The organism is Microbacterium algihabitans, assembly GCF_032464975.1.
In the GTDB taxonomy this organism is placed as follows: Bacteria; Actinomycetota; Actinomycetes; order Actinomycetales; family Microbacteriaceae; genus Microbacterium; species Microbacterium algihabitans.
This window is the reverse complement of the sequence record NZ_JAWDIU010000001.1, coordinates 1,301,578-1,316,762: the sequence shown is the minus strand read 5'-3', so window position 1 is coordinate 1,316,762 and position 15,185 is coordinate 1,301,578. Positions and strand designations below refer to the sequence as shown.

Annotated in this window: 16 protein-coding genes; 12 read left to right on the top strand and 4 right to left on the bottom strand. The window is 71.7% G+C overall.

The window, feature by feature from the left end; translation table 11 throughout:
* Positions 1-147 precede the first annotated feature (147 nt).
* The gene (locus tag RWH43_RS06170; protein ID WP_316000962.1) at positions 148-1,164 is read right to left on the bottom strand and encodes a LacI family DNA-binding transcriptional regulator; all 1,017 of its coding nucleotides are present in this window, start codon (positions 1,162-1,164) and stop codon (positions 148-150) included.
* A gap of 174 nt (positions 1,165-1,338) precedes the next feature.
* Positions 1,339-1,998 carry a HEAT repeat domain-containing protein gene (locus RWH43_RS06165; protein ID WP_316000961.1) on the bottom strand — a complete coding sequence of 220 codons (660 nt, stop codon included), beginning with the start codon at positions 1,996-1,998 and terminating at the stop codon, positions 1,339-1,341.
* 138 nt (positions 1,999-2,136) lie between these two features.
* Between RWH43_RS06165 and RWH43_RS06160 the strand changes: the two genes are divergently transcribed.
* From RWH43_RS06160 to RWH43_RS06145, 4 genes are read left to right on the top strand one after another with little or no spacing between them, the layout of a single operon-like run.
* Positions 2,137-2,898, top strand: a complete 762-nt coding sequence (locus RWH43_RS06160; RefSeq protein WP_144831189.1) for a hypothetical protein — start codon at positions 2,137-2,139, stop codon at positions 2,896-2,898.
* Complete coding sequence (locus RWH43_RS06155; protein ID WP_316000960.1) at positions 2,895-3,218, top strand: hypothetical protein; 324 nt, start codon at positions 2,895-2,897, stop codon at positions 3,216-3,218. Before RWH43_RS06160 ends, RWH43_RS06155 begins: the two co-directional genes overlap by 4 nt.
* 10 nt (positions 3,219-3,228) lie before the next feature.
* The gene (locus RWH43_RS06150) at positions 3,229-3,933 is read left to right on the top strand and encodes a hypothetical protein (protein WP_144831183.1); all 705 of its coding nucleotides are present in this window, start codon (positions 3,229-3,231) and stop codon (positions 3,931-3,933) included.
* Positions 3,909-4,319, top strand: coding sequence for a hypothetical protein (locus RWH43_RS06145; protein WP_316000959.1), 411 nt, complete (start codon positions 3,909-3,911; stop codon positions 4,317-4,319). Before RWH43_RS06150 ends, RWH43_RS06145 begins: the two co-directional genes overlap by 25 nt.
* A 260-nt stretch (positions 4,320-4,579) precedes the next feature.
* Here the strand turns inward: RWH43_RS06145 and RWH43_RS06140 are convergent, their stop codons facing one another.
* A complete protein-coding gene (locus RWH43_RS06140) occupies positions 4,580-5,767 on the bottom strand; it encodes an ROK family transcriptional regulator (RefSeq protein ID WP_154097069.1) in 1,188 nt (395 codons plus the stop codon).
* A gap of 150 nt (positions 5,768-5,917) precedes the next feature.
* On the opposite strand from RWH43_RS06140, the gene RWH43_RS06135 reads away from it, so the two are divergent.
* The 8 genes from RWH43_RS06135 to nagA all read left to right on the top strand — a co-directional run bounded on the left by RWH43_RS06135 (position 5,918) and on the right by nagA (position 14,007).
* Positions 5,918-6,688, top strand: a complete 771-nt coding sequence (locus RWH43_RS06135) for an amino acid ABC transporter ATP-binding protein (protein ID WP_316000958.1) — start codon at positions 5,918-5,920, stop codon at positions 6,686-6,688.
* A 61-nt stretch (positions 6,689-6,749) separates the two neighbouring features.
* On the top strand, positions 6,750-7,703 hold the full coding sequence (locus tag RWH43_RS06130) for a glutamate ABC transporter substrate-binding protein (RefSeq protein WP_316000957.1): 954 nt from the start codon (positions 6,750-6,752) through the stop codon (positions 7,701-7,703).
* Between the two features lie 79 nt (positions 7,704-7,782).
* A complete protein-coding gene (locus RWH43_RS06125) occupies positions 7,783-8,427 on the top strand; it encodes an amino acid ABC transporter permease (RefSeq protein WP_144831171.1) in 645 nt (214 codons plus the stop codon).
* A complete protein-coding gene (locus tag RWH43_RS06120) occupies positions 8,424-9,290 on the top strand; it encodes an amino acid ABC transporter permease (protein ID WP_144831168.1) in 867 nt (288 codons plus the stop codon). The genes RWH43_RS06125 and RWH43_RS06120 overlap by 4 nt, the downstream gene beginning before the upstream one ends.
* Positions 9,291-9,327: 37 nt before the next feature.
* Positions 9,328-10,335: an asparaginase gene (locus RWH43_RS06115; RefSeq protein ID WP_316000956.1), complete on the top strand. Its 1,008-nt coding sequence runs from the start codon at positions 9,328-9,330 to the stop codon at positions 10,333-10,335.
* A complete protein-coding gene (locus tag RWH43_RS06110; protein ID WP_316000955.1) occupies positions 10,299-12,116 on the top strand; it encodes a copper homeostasis protein CutC in 1,818 nt (605 codons plus the stop codon). Before RWH43_RS06115 ends, RWH43_RS06110 begins: the two co-directional genes overlap by 37 nt.
* Positions 12,113-12,883: a glucosamine-6-phosphate deaminase gene (locus RWH43_RS06105; RefSeq protein ID WP_316000954.1), complete on the top strand. Its 771-nt coding sequence runs from the start codon at positions 12,113-12,115 to the stop codon at positions 12,881-12,883. The genes RWH43_RS06110 and RWH43_RS06105 overlap by 4 nt, the downstream gene beginning before the upstream one ends.
* The gene (nagA, locus tag RWH43_RS06100) at positions 12,880-14,007 is read left to right on the top strand and encodes an N-acetylglucosamine-6-phosphate deacetylase (protein ID WP_316000953.1); all 1,128 of its coding nucleotides are present in this window, start codon (positions 12,880-12,882) and stop codon (positions 14,005-14,007) included. Before RWH43_RS06105 ends, nagA begins: the two co-directional genes overlap by 4 nt.
* Here the strand turns inward: nagA and RWH43_RS06095 are convergent.
* Entirely contained in the window at positions 13,994-15,151 is a 1,158-nt protein-coding gene (locus RWH43_RS06095) for a GTPase family protein (protein WP_316000952.1), read from the bottom strand. The genes nagA and RWH43_RS06095 overlap by 14 nt on opposite strands.
* Positions 15,152-15,185 lie beyond the last annotated feature (34 nt).

The following is a 15,185-nucleotide window of genomic DNA, read 5'->3' as shown; positions in this document are numbered from 1 at the left end:
CGTCGGCACTCCTTTCACTGTGTCCGCTGGGTCATCGGTGTCCGCTAGCGGTGGCGGTGTCGCGCCCGGGTCGGAGCGCGGTCGAAACAGGGTCGAAGCGCTTCGATTATGGGCGGCGAAAGAGCGATATGCGGTTGTGGGTGTGGGTTACGGAAGCGGACGAACGGCCACGGAGCCGCGGTCCAGATAGGTCGGAGAGATGAGGTGCAGGCCGGATGCCACGGGGCGACCGGCGACCAGCTCGATCGCCAGGTCGACGGCGCGCTCGCACGAGCTCTGCGGCACGAGCGGGATCGAGTCGATGGGCGTGGGAAGGGAGTCGGTGTCGAAGCTGCTGCCGACCGACACGATCGAGACGTCGTCGGGCATGCGCCGGCCGAGGGCCTCGAGCTCGACGAGCACGACCTGCGCCACCTCTTCGGGGGCGTGCAGCACGATGCCGGTGACCCCGTCGTCGACGAACCGGCGCACCGCCTGCCGGACGAGGGCGCGGTCCGTCACGATCTCGCCGGATGCCACGGCGGTGGCCGTCGCTCCCCGCTCGGCCGCCCGTGTCACGACGGTATCGCGCACGCGGGGCGGGAAGTTCGACTTCTCGTACGCCCGCCGCGAGCCGCCGATCAGGCCGATGCGCTCGTGGCCGGCGTCGACCAGACGGTCGACCGCCTGGGTCGCCGCGCTCTCGAAGTCGAGGTCGACGCACACGAGGTCGCCGTGGTCGTCGGGGATGCCGACGAACACCGTCGGCGTCGCGCTCGCGCGGGCGATGGCCACACGCGGGTCGTCGGGGGCCACGTCGAGCACCAGCACCGCGTCGACCAGGCCGCTCGCGGCGACGCGCTTCATGCCGGCCGAGGCGTCTTCGTCGGTGAGCAGCAGCATGTCGTACTCGCGGCGGCGCGCGGCCACGGTCATCGCGTGCATGAACGCCATGTGGCTGGGCGCGTGGCTGTCGGCGCGCAGCGGCTCCGACAGGGCGAAGATGTTCGTCTGGCTGCCCGCGAGCATGCGGGCGCCGGCGTTGGGGCTGTAGCCCAGTTCGCGCACCGCGAGCTCGATGCGCTGACGCGTCGCCGCCGACACCGGACGCTTGCCGCTCAGGGCGTACGAGACGGTGCTGATCGATACGCCCGCGACGCGGGCGACCTCATCGATCTTGGCCATGGCGACTCCTTCGTCGTTGTCGAAGCGCATCCGGGAAGCGCTTCGACGATCACGGTAAGCCACGGCGCGTCGAGAGCGCAAGAGGTAAGTTGGCCGCGGCAACAATTCGTCGACGGGGCACCGATGCCGCTGGTGGGGGCGTTGACCGGGGCCGGCTGGCGTCCCGCCTGGCGCCTACTCCGCGACCGGCAGCGCGCGCTGCGCCACGAGACGCCGGGCCTCGACGGCAGCCTCGGCGAAGTCGGCATCCGGATCATCCATCACGATCTTGGTCGCCCGGGCGTGTGCACTGACCACGTCGTACGGCGACGCCGCGGCGCGCTCGACGACCGGCTCGGCCCGGAAACCGATCGCCGCGAACGCGCGGCTCAGGCTGCGCTGGGTGTCGTGGTCGCCGCGGCCGAACTGGGTCGAGAGCTCGTCGGCGAGGGCCTCGTGCGCGTCGTCGGGAACGAGTCCGGATGCCGTGCGCCAGGCCGCCCGCGCCACCTCGGGGTGCCGATCGCGCAGCACGGCGGGGGTGATGGCCGCATAGGCCGCGGGGTCGCCGATCTTCGACAGCGTATGCAGCGACTGGCTCCGCGCCTGCGGGGTCTCGGAGGTCACCTCGGGGAGCAGAGCCTCCACGACCCGCGCAGGGTCATGGCGGGTGAGCGCCCACGTGAGCATGTCGCGCACGAAGAAGTCCGACTCCACGGCGCAGCGGGCGACGAGCACGGCGATGTAGCTGTCGTCGGGCCGGGTGCCGGCGGCGAGCGCGGTCTGCAGCCGGGCCGACGGGTCGGACAGTGCGAGGGCGGCGCGCAGGCGGTCGGCAGGCGTGGAGTCGGTCATTGTGGGCCCCCTTCGCATCCAGCGTTTCACGAGCGGGGACGATCGGGGCCGCCTGCCAGGGGTTGATCCGCCTCCGGTCGGGCCTTTAAGGTCGGGGGCGCGGTACTCGCCCCACTCTTTTCCCCCGGAAGAAGCGCAATGACGGACGACACGGAACGCCTGTACGAACTCCGCGACGGCATCGACGCCGACGCCCAACGCTTCGAAGCCGGAGCCGCCGCGGCGACCGCGCAGTCGGCCGGCGATGATTCGGGGAGCATCGAGGTCGAGGTCGTCGCCGACACGCCGACGATCACCGTGACCGACGGCTGGCGACGCTCCTACGAGCCGAACGCGCTCGGCCCCGCGATCATGCAGGTGCTGACCACTCTCGCGACCCGCCGGCTCGAGCAGTTCGCCGACGCCGCCGAGCAGGCCACTCCGCGCAACCGCCCCACCCCGCCGCTGGGGGACACCCCGGTCGGCCAGGCGCAGATCGAGCTCGAGCGCGCGGGCGACGACCTCGACGGCACAGCGATGCTCAACCGCTTGACGGCGATGCTCGACACGATGGTCGGCGGAATCGACGAGACCGTGCAGACCATCGCCGCGCGCAGCTCGGCCCCGCACTCCGGCACCAGCGTCCCCGAGCACGTGCGCGCGACCATGCGCGGGCGCACGCTGGTGGACCTCACGCTCGACGAGCGGTGGCTCGAGTACGCCGGGCCGAGCGAGATCTCGCGCGAGGTCAACGAGGCCATCTCCGCCGCCTCCGCGCAGGCCACCTCACTGCTGCCGACCAACCCCTTCCAGGGCACGCCGCTGGCGGGCATCGGACGCATGCTCGACGACCCGTCGGCGCTCGGCCGTTACCTGGCGGGCCACGACGACCCCTTCATCACCGATCCGCGAGGAGCGTGACCGTCTTGAATGACCAGATCAACGTCGCCTACGAGGCGCTCGGGTCGGATGCGACCCGGTGGGACTCCATCGCCACGAGCATCAACGGCGCTCACACCAAGGTGGCCGGCATCGACATCTACCGCGGCGCGTTCTCGTTCGCGGGCCTCGACGCGGGTGACGTGTACCTCGAAGCGCACGCGAAGGTGCTGACGCTGCTGGCGGATGCCGAGACGCAGGCCACCGGTACGGCGAACGCGCTGCGCGCCATCAAGAACGACTTCGAGACGAACGAGACCCAGACCCAGAGCGATCTCGCGGGCATCTGGGAAGAGAAGTAAGGGGAGAACGATGGATGCCGCTGCCGACATCAGCCAGCAGATCAACGACCTGCTCCGTCGCATGGAAGACGGAGTGCAGCGCCTCACCGACGCGGTGAACCGCGTGCTCTCGCACGTACCCGAGGTGTTCTCGTGGGTGGTGGACCGCGTGCAGACGCTGTGGAACCAATTCCTGGAGAAGATGCAGGAGTTCTGGAACTGGTTCACCGACAAGCTCTCGTACGTCGGCAACCCGTTCATGCTCGACGGGGCCGCGGGTGGCTGGCGCGAAGTGGGCGGCGTGATGATGAACCAGACGCGCGAGATCGACGACAGCGACCTGCGGGTCGACGACACCTGGGCGGGCTCGGGTGCCGACCAGTATCGACAGTCGATGCCGTCGCAGCGCGACGCCATGAAGTCGATCGACACCGACTACGCGAGCAACATCGCCGCGGCGTTGGTGACGATGCGCAACGCCATCGCGATCTTCTGGGGAGCCGTGGGCTTCGCGATCATCGCCGCCATCGCCGGTGTCGCTCTCGCCACCGGCGAGGCCATCTCGATCCTGGGTCTGCCGGCCGTTCCCCCCACCGCGATCGGTGCGATCGTGACGGGACTCGTCGCCATCGGGGCGGCCACCGTGAACCTGTACGCCCAGACGGCGAGCGCGCGCGACACCATGCAGAAGTCGTTCTCGGGAGTGCAGACGTGGCCCGAGATCGTCACGGGCTGAGCGTGTCGGCAGCCGGGGCCGCGCCCGTCGACCGCTCCGGCCGGGCGCGCGTGTTCGCGTACATCGTCATGCCAATCGTGGCGCTCCTGGGTATCGGTTTCCTGGTGCTCGGGGCCTCGACGGCGGTGTTCCTCGTCGCGGGCGCGACGCTCGTCGTCCTCGCGATCCTGGGGCTCATCGCGGCCCGGGGCGCGCGAGCGGGGCGGCTCGGGGCCCTCGTCGTCGCGGCCGTCGGAATCGTGGTCACGCTGATCGTGGGGGCGTCGACCACGTCGGCGACCGGTGACACCGAGCTGATGAGCGCGGCGGCTCTCGCCTTCTCGATCGCCGCTGCCGCCCTTGCGGTGTTCTTGATCGGTCAGGCCGCGGCAACCCGTCGAGGCTGAGGGGGCGGATGCCGCCGGCGCGGCGATCGCGCGCGTGCGGGGGCGGCTGAGCTCGTCGAAGCCACCGGACCCTGCGAGGGTCCCGGTCCCTTCGACAGGCTCAGGGACCTGGGGCAGGCTCAGGGACCTGGGGCAGGCTCAGGGACCTGGGGCAGGCTCAGGGACCTGGAGCAGGCTCAGGGACCTGGAGCAGGCTCAGGGACCGGGGGCAGGCTCAGGGACCTGGGGCAGGCTCAGGGACCGGGGAACGGCCCCGTCGGTCAGTGCGACGCGAGCCGCAGCGCCGTACGCGCCGACTCCGCGCCGAACGCGGCGTCGAGAAACAGGCGCGAGGCGCCGAGGATGCCGCCGACCCGCGGGTGGCGTGGAACGGCGACCTCGAGGTTCTCGGTGGCCATCGGCAGGCAGTCGGCCCACAGCTTCGACTTGATCGCGGCGATGAACACGTCGGACGCACTGAGCGAGCCGCCGACCACGAGCCGGTCGGGGGTGAAGAAGTTGACGATCGTGGCGAGCACGCCGCCGGTCATGCTCCCGGCCTCGCGCAGCAGGCCCGTGGCGAGCGCGTCGCCGGTGCGGGCGAGGTCGATCACGGTCTCGACGTCCGACACGTCGCGCCCCGCGTCCTGCGCGGCGCGGGTGAGGGCCGAGCCGCTGGCGACGGCGTCGAGGCAGCCGACGCGACCGCACGAGCACGGCACGGGGGCGGCCCCCGGCACGGTGACGTGGCTGATGTCGCCGGCGGCGCCGCTGCGGCCGGTGTAGAGCTGTCCGTCGGCGATCACGCCCGAACCGATGCCCGTGCCCGCCTTGATGAAGACCTGGTTGCGGGCGTCGGGGTCTCCCCCGACGAGCTCGCCGACGGCCATGCAGTTGGCGTCGTTGCCGGCGATCGCGGGAACACCGAGGGTGGCGGCGAGAAGCGCCGCGACGTCGGCGTCGTGCCACCCGGGCATGCGCGAGGGGGCGACGAGTCGGCCGGTCTCGGCCGACACCGGGCCGGGCAGGGCGATCGCGGCGCCCGTCAGCGGGGGCGTGCCCTTCGCCTGCACCAGCGCGGCGAGTTCGTCGGCGACGCGGCGGAGCACGGCATCCGGACCCTCCGCCAGATCCAGGACGAGGTGGCGGTGCGCGAGGGCGGTGCCGGCGTAGTCGACGAGGCCGATCGTGCTGCGCTCGACGCCGAGGTCGATGCTGCCGACCGTGCCGAGTCCGCCGCGAACGGCCAGGCGGCGGGGGCGACGGCCGCCCCTCGAGTCGTCGGAGCCGTCTTCGACGACGACGCCCGCGGCGATGAGCGGGTCGATGCGCGCGGTCACGGTCGAGGGCGAGAGGCCGGTGTGCGCGGCGAGCTCGGCGCGCGAGCGGGCCGCTCCCGTGCGCAGGGGGGTCAGCACCGCGAGGGTCTGCGGGCTGAACGACGGCAGGGCGACGGGATGAGGCTGCACACCCCCACCTTAGTCCAAAGTTGGAGTATCTGTGTCGAATTATCTCTGTAACATGGCCTCGTTAGTTTGATTTCACCAACGACGCGGAAATCACCTCCCCGCGTCGGCTGTACCGACATCGCGGCGAGTCCGCGGGAAGGATCCACGCCCGTGTCGACGCCCGCGTCCCCCGCAGCCCCCGTCTCCGCACCCCTCGTCGCGGTCCGCGAGGTGCAGAAGCACTTCGGCGACCACCACGTGCTCAAAGACATCGACCTCGACATCGCCCGCGGCGAGGTCGTCGTCATCGTCGGCCCCTCGGGCTCGGGCAAGTCCACGCTGTGCCGCTGCCTCAACCGCCTCGAGACCATCACCTCGGGCACCATCACCATCGACGGCGTCCCGCTGCCGAGCGAGGGTCGGGCCCTCGCGAACCTCCGCGCCGAGGTGGGAATGGTGTTCCAGTCGTTCAACCTCTTCGCGCACCGCACCGTGCTCGACAACGTCGCACTCGCCCCGCGCATCGTGTCGAAGGTGTCGCAGAAGAAGGCCCGCGACGAGGGTCTCGCCCTGCTCGAGCGCGTCGGCATCGCCGACAAGGCCGACCGGTTCCCCGGCGAGCTCAGCGGCGGTCAGCAGCAGCGCGCCGCGATCGCCCGCGCGCTGGCGATGAAGCCCAAGCTCATGCTGTTCGATGAGCCGACCTCGGCCCTCGACCCCGAGATGGTCAGCGAGGTGCTCGACGTGATCACCTCGCTCGCCGAAGAGGGCATGACGATGGTCGTCGTCACGCACGAGATGGGCTTCGCCCGCCGCGCCGCCGACCGCGTCATCTTCATGGACGAGGGCCGCATCGTCGAAGACACCACCCCCGAGCGCTTCTTCACCCACGCCGAGAGCGATCGCGCTCGGGCGTTCCTGTCGAAGATCCTCGCCCACTGACATCCTCCCCACCCCCGACGCGGCTCGTTCCGCACGCACCAGCAAACGAAAGGCAGTACCCGTGATCTCCTCTCGCTCGATCCTTCGCCGAGGCCTCGTCCTCTTGGCGTCCGCGGCCACGGTCGCATCCCTTGCCGCGTGCTCGTCCGGCACCGCAGCCGTCCCCGGTTCCGACCCGAGCGCCTCGGCCAACGCCAGCAGCCTCGACGAGGTCTACGCCAACGCGCCCGTCGCCGACGCCGCCGCCCTCATCCCCGACTCGACCATGGCGAAGATCAAGGAGCGCGGAAAGCTCATCGTCGCCGAGGCTCTCGACGCTCCGCTGCTCTCGCAGCAGGACCCGACCAACCCCGACGACGTCGAGGGCTTCGACGCCGACCTGGCCAAGATGCTCGCGATCTACATCCTCGGAAAGCCCAGCGTCGAGATCGTGCCGCCGGCCTCCGAGACCCGCGAGGCCCTCCTCGCCAACGGCACCGTCGACGTCGTGTTCAACACCTACACGATCACCGAGCAGCGCGCCGAGCAGGTCGACTTCGCCGGCCCCTACCTCGAGTCGGGTCTGGCCGTCGCCGTGCGCAGCGACAACACCGACATCAACGGCATCGACGACCTCGGCGGCAAGACCGTCATCGTCGGCGCGAACACCCCCGCGGTCACGGCCGTGCCCGAGAAGCAGCCGACCGCGAACATCGTGAGCTTCGCCACCGACCCGCAGGCCCTGCAGGCCCTCACCCAGGGCCGCGGCGACGCGTACGTGCAGGACTTCACGCTGCTGGCCAGCCACGCGATCGACGACAAGAGCATCAAGGTCGTCGGCCAGCCCTTCACCACCGAGGCCTACGGCATCGGCCTGAAGAAGGACGACGCGCAGTTCAAGTCGTTCATCAACGACTGGCTGACCAAGATCCAGGACGACGGCTCGTGGGCCAAGATCTGGGAGGCCACGCTCGGCGAGGCCGTCGAGTCGAACGCTCCGACTCCCCCCGCGATCGGCAGCGTCCCCGGCTCCTGAGCCGTTGACCGACCGGCGCTCGTCCCGCACATGGCGGGCGCCGGTCTCCTTCTCGTTCATCCGCTGACCCGAGGACCCCATGGACTTCTTCGCCTCCAGCGCCGGGCCGATCGCGCAAGCGCTCGGAACGACGATCCTGCTCGCCGTGTCGGCGGGTGTCGGGTCGATCGTGCTCGGCACGCTCGTCACCGCGGCGCGCATCAGCCCCGTGCCGGTGCTGCGCTGGGCGGCGTTCGCCTACGTGCAGTTCTTCGTCAACGTCCCGCTGCTGGTGCTGCTCGTGCTCGCCGTGTTCGCGTTGCCGGATGCCGGGTTCTTGCTGCCCCTGACGCCGACGGCGATCATCGTGCTCACGCTGTACGAAGCGGCGTACGTCGCCGAGGCCGTGCGCAGCGGCGTGAACACCGTGAGCCGGGGCGAGATCGAGGCCAGCCGGGCGCTGGGCTTCTCGCTCGGTCAGACCCTGCGCGTGCTGGTGATCCCCCAGTCGCTCCGCGCGGCGATCCAGCCGATCGGCAACGTCATGATCGCCCTCACCATGAACACCGCCCTCGCCGCGGCCGTCGGCGTGGTCGAGCTGACGAGCGCCGCGAACAAGCTCAATCTCGTGCAGGCCCAACCCATCCTGATCTTCACCGCGGCGGGTCTGATCTACATGGTGCTCGCCCTCGCGATCGGGCTCTCCGCCGGCCGTCTCGAGAAGAAGTTGAGGATCCGCCGATGACCGCCACCCTCTCGCTCTACGACGAGCCCGGGCCCCGCGCCCGGCGCCGCATCCTGCTCTGGTCGATCGTCAGCGCCGTCGTCATCGTGGGCCTGATCGTGCTCGCGCTGATGCAGTTCGCCTCGAAGGGCCAGCTCGACGGCGACCGCTGGGCGCCCTTCCTCGACATCGCGATCTGGGAGTACCTCGGCGTCGGCCTGCTCGGCACGCTGCAGGCCGCGGCCCTGACGGCGGTGCTCGGCTTCGTGCTGGGTCTGCTGCTCGCGCTCGGCCGCCTCAGTCGCGTCGGCTGGGTCAGCTGGTTCTGCACCGCCTATATCGAGATCGCCCGCACGGTCCCCGTGCTGCTGCTGATCTACCTCATGCTCTTCGGCCTGCCTCAGCTCGGGCTCAACTTCCCGGTGCTGTGGAAGCTCGTCATCCCGCTGACCCTGGCCAACTCGGCCGCGTTCGCCGAGATCATCCGCGCCGGGGTGCTCGCCCTCCCCCGCGGCCAGGCCGAGGCCGGTCTCAGCCTCGGCATGACCCGCTGGCAGGTCGACCGCAAGGTCGTGCTGCCGCAGGCGCTGCGTTTCGTCGCCCCCTCGCTGGTCGTGCAGCTGGTGAGCCTGTTGAAGGACACTTCGCTCGGCTACATCGTCGCCTTCACCGAGCTGCTCTACCGCGGCCAGGTGCTGTCGACCTTCAACGGCCTGCTCATCCAGACGTTCGTGGTCGTCACCGCGATCTTCCTGGCCCTCAACGGCAGCCTGTCGGGTCTCGCGGCCCGCCTGCAGAAGCGCCCCGGTCGCCGCAGTCTCGCGGCTCCCGCCAAGGTCGCCCCCGCGGGGCTCACCACGCCGAACGCTCCCGTCGACCGCTGATCCGCCCGTTTCCACCCCGGCACCGAAAGAACTCCCCGTGACTTCCCTTCCCCCCGTTCCCGCTCCGTTGGCCGACCTGGCCGTCGTCATCCGCTCGGGTGTCGTCGAGAGCCGTCACCTCGGCTCGATCGCGGCCCTGGCCGCCGACGGCTCCGTCGCCTGGCAGACCGGCAGCGGCGAGCAGATCCTGCCCCGCTCCACGGTCAAGCCGGTTCAGGCGCTCGCGTGCCTGATCGCCGGGGCCGACATCGACGGCGCCGAGCTCGCGATCGCCGCGGGCAGCCACACCGGCGAAGACGTGCACGTCGAGGTGGTGCGCGAGATGCTCACGCGCGCGGGTCTCGACGACGCAGCGCTCGGCTGCCCGGTCGACTGGCCCGAAGACGAGCCGACGCGCGAGCGTCTGATCCGCGACGGCGAGCAGCGCTCCCGCGTGCGCATGAACTGCTCGGGCAAGCACGCCGCGATGCTGCTGGCCTGCGCGGTCAACGGGTGGGACACCGCGACCTACCTCGACCCCGCCCACCCCCTGCAGCAGCTGGTGCGCGCGACGCTCGAGCGCCTGTCGGGCGAGCCGGTCGCGCACGACGCGGTCGACGGCTGCGGCGCTCCCCTGTTCAGCGTCTCGCCGCTCGGGATCGCCCGCATCTTCCGCGCCCTGGTCACGGCCGAGCCCGGCACGCCGGAGCGGAAGGTGGCGGATGCCATGCGCGCCCACCCCCGCTTCGTCGGTGGCGATCATCACGCCAACACCGACGCGATGCTGCGGGTTCCGGGTCTGCTGTCGAAGGGCGGCGCCGAGGGCGTCATCGGCATGGCGACCGCCGACGGGGCGGCCGTGTCGATGAAGATCCTCGACGGAAACCCGCGTGCCACCACCCTCGTCGCCCTCACGGTGCTCGAGGCGCTCGGCGCCGACATCTCGAACGCGGGCGACCTGGTCGACCTGCCGATCCTCGGCGGCGGTGTCCCGGTCGGCTCGATCCAGGTGGGCGGCGACGTGCGCGCGTGGCTCGACGCCCCCGCCGCGAGCGCCGCACCGTGATCATGGCCGCCGAGTCGGCATCCGTCATCGAGAACACCCCGGCCGGGGCCCGCGCCCTCGTCGAGATCTGCGTCGACGACCTCGCCGGAGTCCTCGCCGCCGAGCGGGCGGGGGCCGATCGCGTCGAACTCTGCGCCGATCTGCTCGAGGGCGGAACGACGCCCAGCCTGGGAATGATCCAGGCGGTGCTCGCCTCGGTGCAGCGCGTGGGCGTGCAGATCATGGTGCGCTCGCGCGGCGGCGACTTCGTCTACTCGGCCGACGAGCTGCGCGTGATGGCTGCCGATGCCGCCGCCATCGCGGCTCTCGCCCGCGAGAGCAGCGTGCCGGTGGGCATCGTGTTCGGCGCCCTCACCGCCGACCGTCGCATCGACGAGCAGGCGCTCGATGCGATCCGCGCGGCCGCCGGCGACGTGCCGATCACCTTCCACAAGGCCTTCGACGACACCGCCGACCTGTTCGAGGCGTACGAGACGCTCGCCCACCACGGCGTCGTGCGCGTGCTGACCTCGGGTGGGGCGGCGACCGCGCGCGAGGGCGCCGACGTGCTGACGGCCCTGCGCGCCCGGTCGGAGGGGTCGCGGATGCCGACGGTGCTCGCCGGCGGCTCGGTCCGGGCCCACAACGTCGCGGCGCTGCTCGACAGCACGGGCGCCCGCGAGGTGCACCTGCGCGCGCAGGTCGCGACCGACCGCGGATTCCTCGAGACCGACGAGTCGCTGATCCGCGACACCGTCCGCGCCGTGGCCGACCGCTCGCGCGCGACGCTCCCCGCCGCGATCGCCGTCGACATCGGCGGCACCTCGGCCAAGGGCGCGCTGGTCGACGCCGACGGGCGGGTGCTGCACAGCTCGTCCGTCGCGACCGGCTCGGGCGCCGAGACCGTCTCGCGCATCGCCGACCTGCTGCGCGATCTCGTCGCCGCTGCTTCGGCCGAGGGCCGCGCGGTCGTGGGGGCGGGCGTCGTGAGCCCCGGCCTGATCGACAGCGCCACCGGCACGGTGCACTACGCCTCGAGCCTCGGCTGGAAAGACGTTCCCCTCGCGCAGATCCTGTCCGACGCGGTCGGCATCCCCGTCGCCGTCGACCACGACGTGCGCGCGGCGGGAGCGGCCGAGTCGGCGTTCGGCGCCGCCGCCGGCTCGCGCGACGTCGTGTTCGCCGCGATCGGCACGGGGGTCGCTACCGCGATCACCTCCGACGGCCGCGCCCTCGAGGGAGCCATCGCGGGGGCGGGCGAACTGGGCCACATCCCGGTCGTCCCCGGCGGCGAGCTCTGCACGTGCGGCCAGCGCGGATGCCTCGAGGTCTACTTCTCGGGAGCCGGCCTCGCCCGGCGCTACGCCGCGGCGAGCGCCGAGGTCGGCGACGAGATGCTCGTCGAGACTCCGGATGCCGCGGCCATCATCGCCCGCATCGACACCGACCCGATCGCCGCGCGCGTGTGGGCCGAGGGCCTGGACGCCCTCGCGACGGGCTTGGCGACCCTCACGCTGCTCGTCGATCCCGAGGTGATCGTGCTCGGTGGGGGCGTCGCGCAGGCCGGGGCCGCGTTCGTCGAGCCCCTGCGCGAGCGCCTCGCGGCCGCCCTCGTGTGGCGTCCGGTCCCGCGTCTCGAGACCGCCGCCCTCGGCACCCACGCCGGTCGCATCGGGGCCGCCATGCTCGCGTTCGATGCCGCGCAGCGCGCCGAGGTCACCCGTTCGTGGGTCGCGCCTGTCATCCTGGCTGAGCCCGCGGCATCCGGAACCGCCCCGACCGCAGAGGAGGCACGCGCGTGACCGAGATCGCGATCGTGAAGACGCAAGCCGAGGCCGGCCGAATCGCCGCCGACCTCATCGTCGCCGCGCTGGCGAAGCGCGACGAGCCGACGCTGGGCCTCGCGACCGGCTCGACCCCGCTGCCGGTCTGGTCGGCGCTGGCCGAGCGCTCGCTCGATCTGTCGGCGGTGCGCGGCTTCGCCCTCGACGAGTACGTGGGCCTGCCCGCCGGACACCCCGAGATCTATCGCGCCGTGGTCGATCGCGACATCGTCGCGCCCCTCGGCCTCGACCCTCAGCGCGTGCGCGTGCCCGGCGATGACGAAGGTCCGCTGGCCGAAGCCGGCGAGCGCTACGAGGCCGCGATCGCCGACGCCGGCGGGATCGACCTGCAGATCCTCGGCATCGGCCGCACCGGGCACATCGGCTTCAACGAGCCGGGCTCCTCGCTCGCCTCGCGCACGCGTCTCAAGGCGCTCACACCCGCGACCCGGGCCGACAACGCGCGGTTCTTCCCGGGCATCGGCGACGTTCCCACGCACTGCCTCACGCAGGGGATCGGCACGATCCTCGACGCGCGGGTGCTCGTGCTGCTCGCCTTCGGCGAGACGAAGGCCCCCGCCGTCGCCGCGGCGGTCGAGGGTCCGCTGACCTCGTCGTGCCCGGCATCCGCCATCCAGCTGCACCGCCGGGCCGTGGTCATCGTCGACGAGGCCGCAGCCGCCCGGCTCGAACACCGCGACTACTACCGCTTCGCCTGGGATCACCGCGAGATCGCGACGGCATGACCGCCGACCTGCTGCTCACCGGTGCCCGGGTGGTCGACGCCCGGCGCGACCTGCCGGGTGCGTGGGTGCAGGTGCGCGACGGGCTGATCGCCGCGGTGGGCTCGGGGCCGGCCCCGCACGCCGACGAACACATCGACCTCGACGGGACGACGCTCACCCCCGGCCTGATCGACCTGCACGTGCACGGCGGCGGCGGGCACGCCTTCGACGACGGGGCGGATGCCATCGCGGCCGGCGTCGCCGCTCACCGTGGCCACGGCACCACGGCCACGCTCGTGAGCCTCGTGTCCTCCCCCCTCGACGTCCTGCGCCGTCAGCTCGACGGGGTCGAGGTCGCGCGCCGGTCCGATCCCGGTATCCTCGGCGCCCACCTCGAGGGCCCCTGCCTCTCGCCCGCGCGGCGCGGAGCGCACGATCCCGCGGCCCTCGCGCTGCCCGGCGAGCGCTTCGTCGACCTCGTGCTCTCCGCCGAGCCCGGCCTGATCCGCCAGGTCACGCTCGCACCCGAACTGCCCGGGGCGCTCGACGCGATCCCGCTCTTCGCGGAGCGCGGCATCCGCGTCGCCCTCGGGCACACCGAGGCCGACTACGCCCTCACGCGCGACGCGATCGCCCGCGGGGCGACCCTGCTCACGCACGCCCTCAACGCCATGCCCGCGATCGGACACCGCCTGCCCGGGCCCGTGCCCGCGGCGCTTGCCGACGAGCGCGTCACGCTCGAGCTGATCCTCGACGGGGTGCACGTGCATCCCGCCGTCGCCCGCATGCTGCTGACCGCGGCGCCGCAGCGGGTGGCGTTGATCACGGATGCCATGGCCGCCGCCGCCCACGTCGACGGCGACTACCGCCTGGGAGACCTCGACGTCCGGGTGGCCGAGGGCCGCGCGCTGCTCGACGACGGCGTCACGATCGCCGGCTCCACCCTCACCCTCGATCGCGCGGTCCGCACGGCCATCGTCGACCTGGGACTCAGCGCCTCGGATGCCGTGGGCGCGGCGACGGCGGTTCCGGCCGCGGCGTTGGGCGAGGTGACCCGCGGACTTCTCGAGCCCGGCATGCGCGCCGACCTCGTCGCGTGGACCGCCGACTGGACGCCGCAGCGGGTGTGGCTCAGCGCTTCGTGACGCGCCGCTCGAGCAGCTTCTTGGCGACGTCCATGAAGTTGGGGGCGTACTTGGCCCACTCCTGGTCAAGCTTGCGCACGTCGATCTTGCCGGTGTGCAGCAGTTCGCAGATCTTGAGCCAGCTCTCGCCCGTCGCCGCCGTCAGGGCACCGGCGACCGCGGCGTTCACGACGATTCCCGCGCCGGGGATGAGCTTGAGGAAGCTCGTCGCCAGCGCACGGCCCGCCACCTGCACGCCGAACTGCGCGAGCGCTCCGGCCGACAGCATCGTCTTGATCTCGAGGTCGTAGATCGCGGCGATGCGGCCCATCATCGTGAGCTGAATCGGCGCCAGAGTGATCGCATCAGAGACGGGAAGCGGAACCGTCGCCGCTCCCGCGGCCGCTGCGGACGCCGCGGCGATGATCGGCCGCGCCATCTCCCTCTTCCACGGGAGGTTGAGGCGCTGTGCGATGCGAAAGGCGTCCTTGTCGCGTTCGGGCGCGAGTTCGAGCGTCTCCGCGACAAGGTCACCGAGGCCGTGCCCCTTTCCCTTCCCGTTCTTGTCGCGGGTGGAGGTGAGGATGACCTGCCGGTAGGGGATGCGCAGCCGCTCGCCGGTGTTCGGATCGACCGGGTCGTTGAGCCAGTCGACGAACGCCTCGAGGTCCTTCGCGACGCCCTGATGACCGGTGATCGGGTTCTTGATCCAGTCGACCTTCGTCAGCACCAGAATGACCGGAAGGCCCCGCGCATCGAGCTCGCGGATCATCGCGATGTCGGCCGGGGTCAGCCTGTCGTCGGCGGCCCGCACGCAGTACCAGACGACCGAGATCTGGTGGTCGCCGGGGTGAGCGGCGATGGCGTCGAGGTGATTGCGCAGCTGCTGGTCGGGCGGGACCGGCGAGCCGATCTCGAACCCCTCGACGTCCCAGATGCCGAGCGAGTCGTCGCTGTAGAAGTGCACGCCGCGGGTGACCGGCAGGCCGCGCCCGACCTTCGCCCAGTCGCGCCCGAACACGGCGTTGACCAGCGACGACTTGCCCACGCCCGACGCTCCGACGATCGCGAGGTTGAACCGCCCGTACCGCGACTTGGCCGCGGAGCTCGCCTCGATGAACGCCTTGTCGTCGAGGTCGGGTGTGTCGGCCTTCTTCTTCGCCATGGTCTGGCCCTACCCCCGATGACTCGCGTCGCGA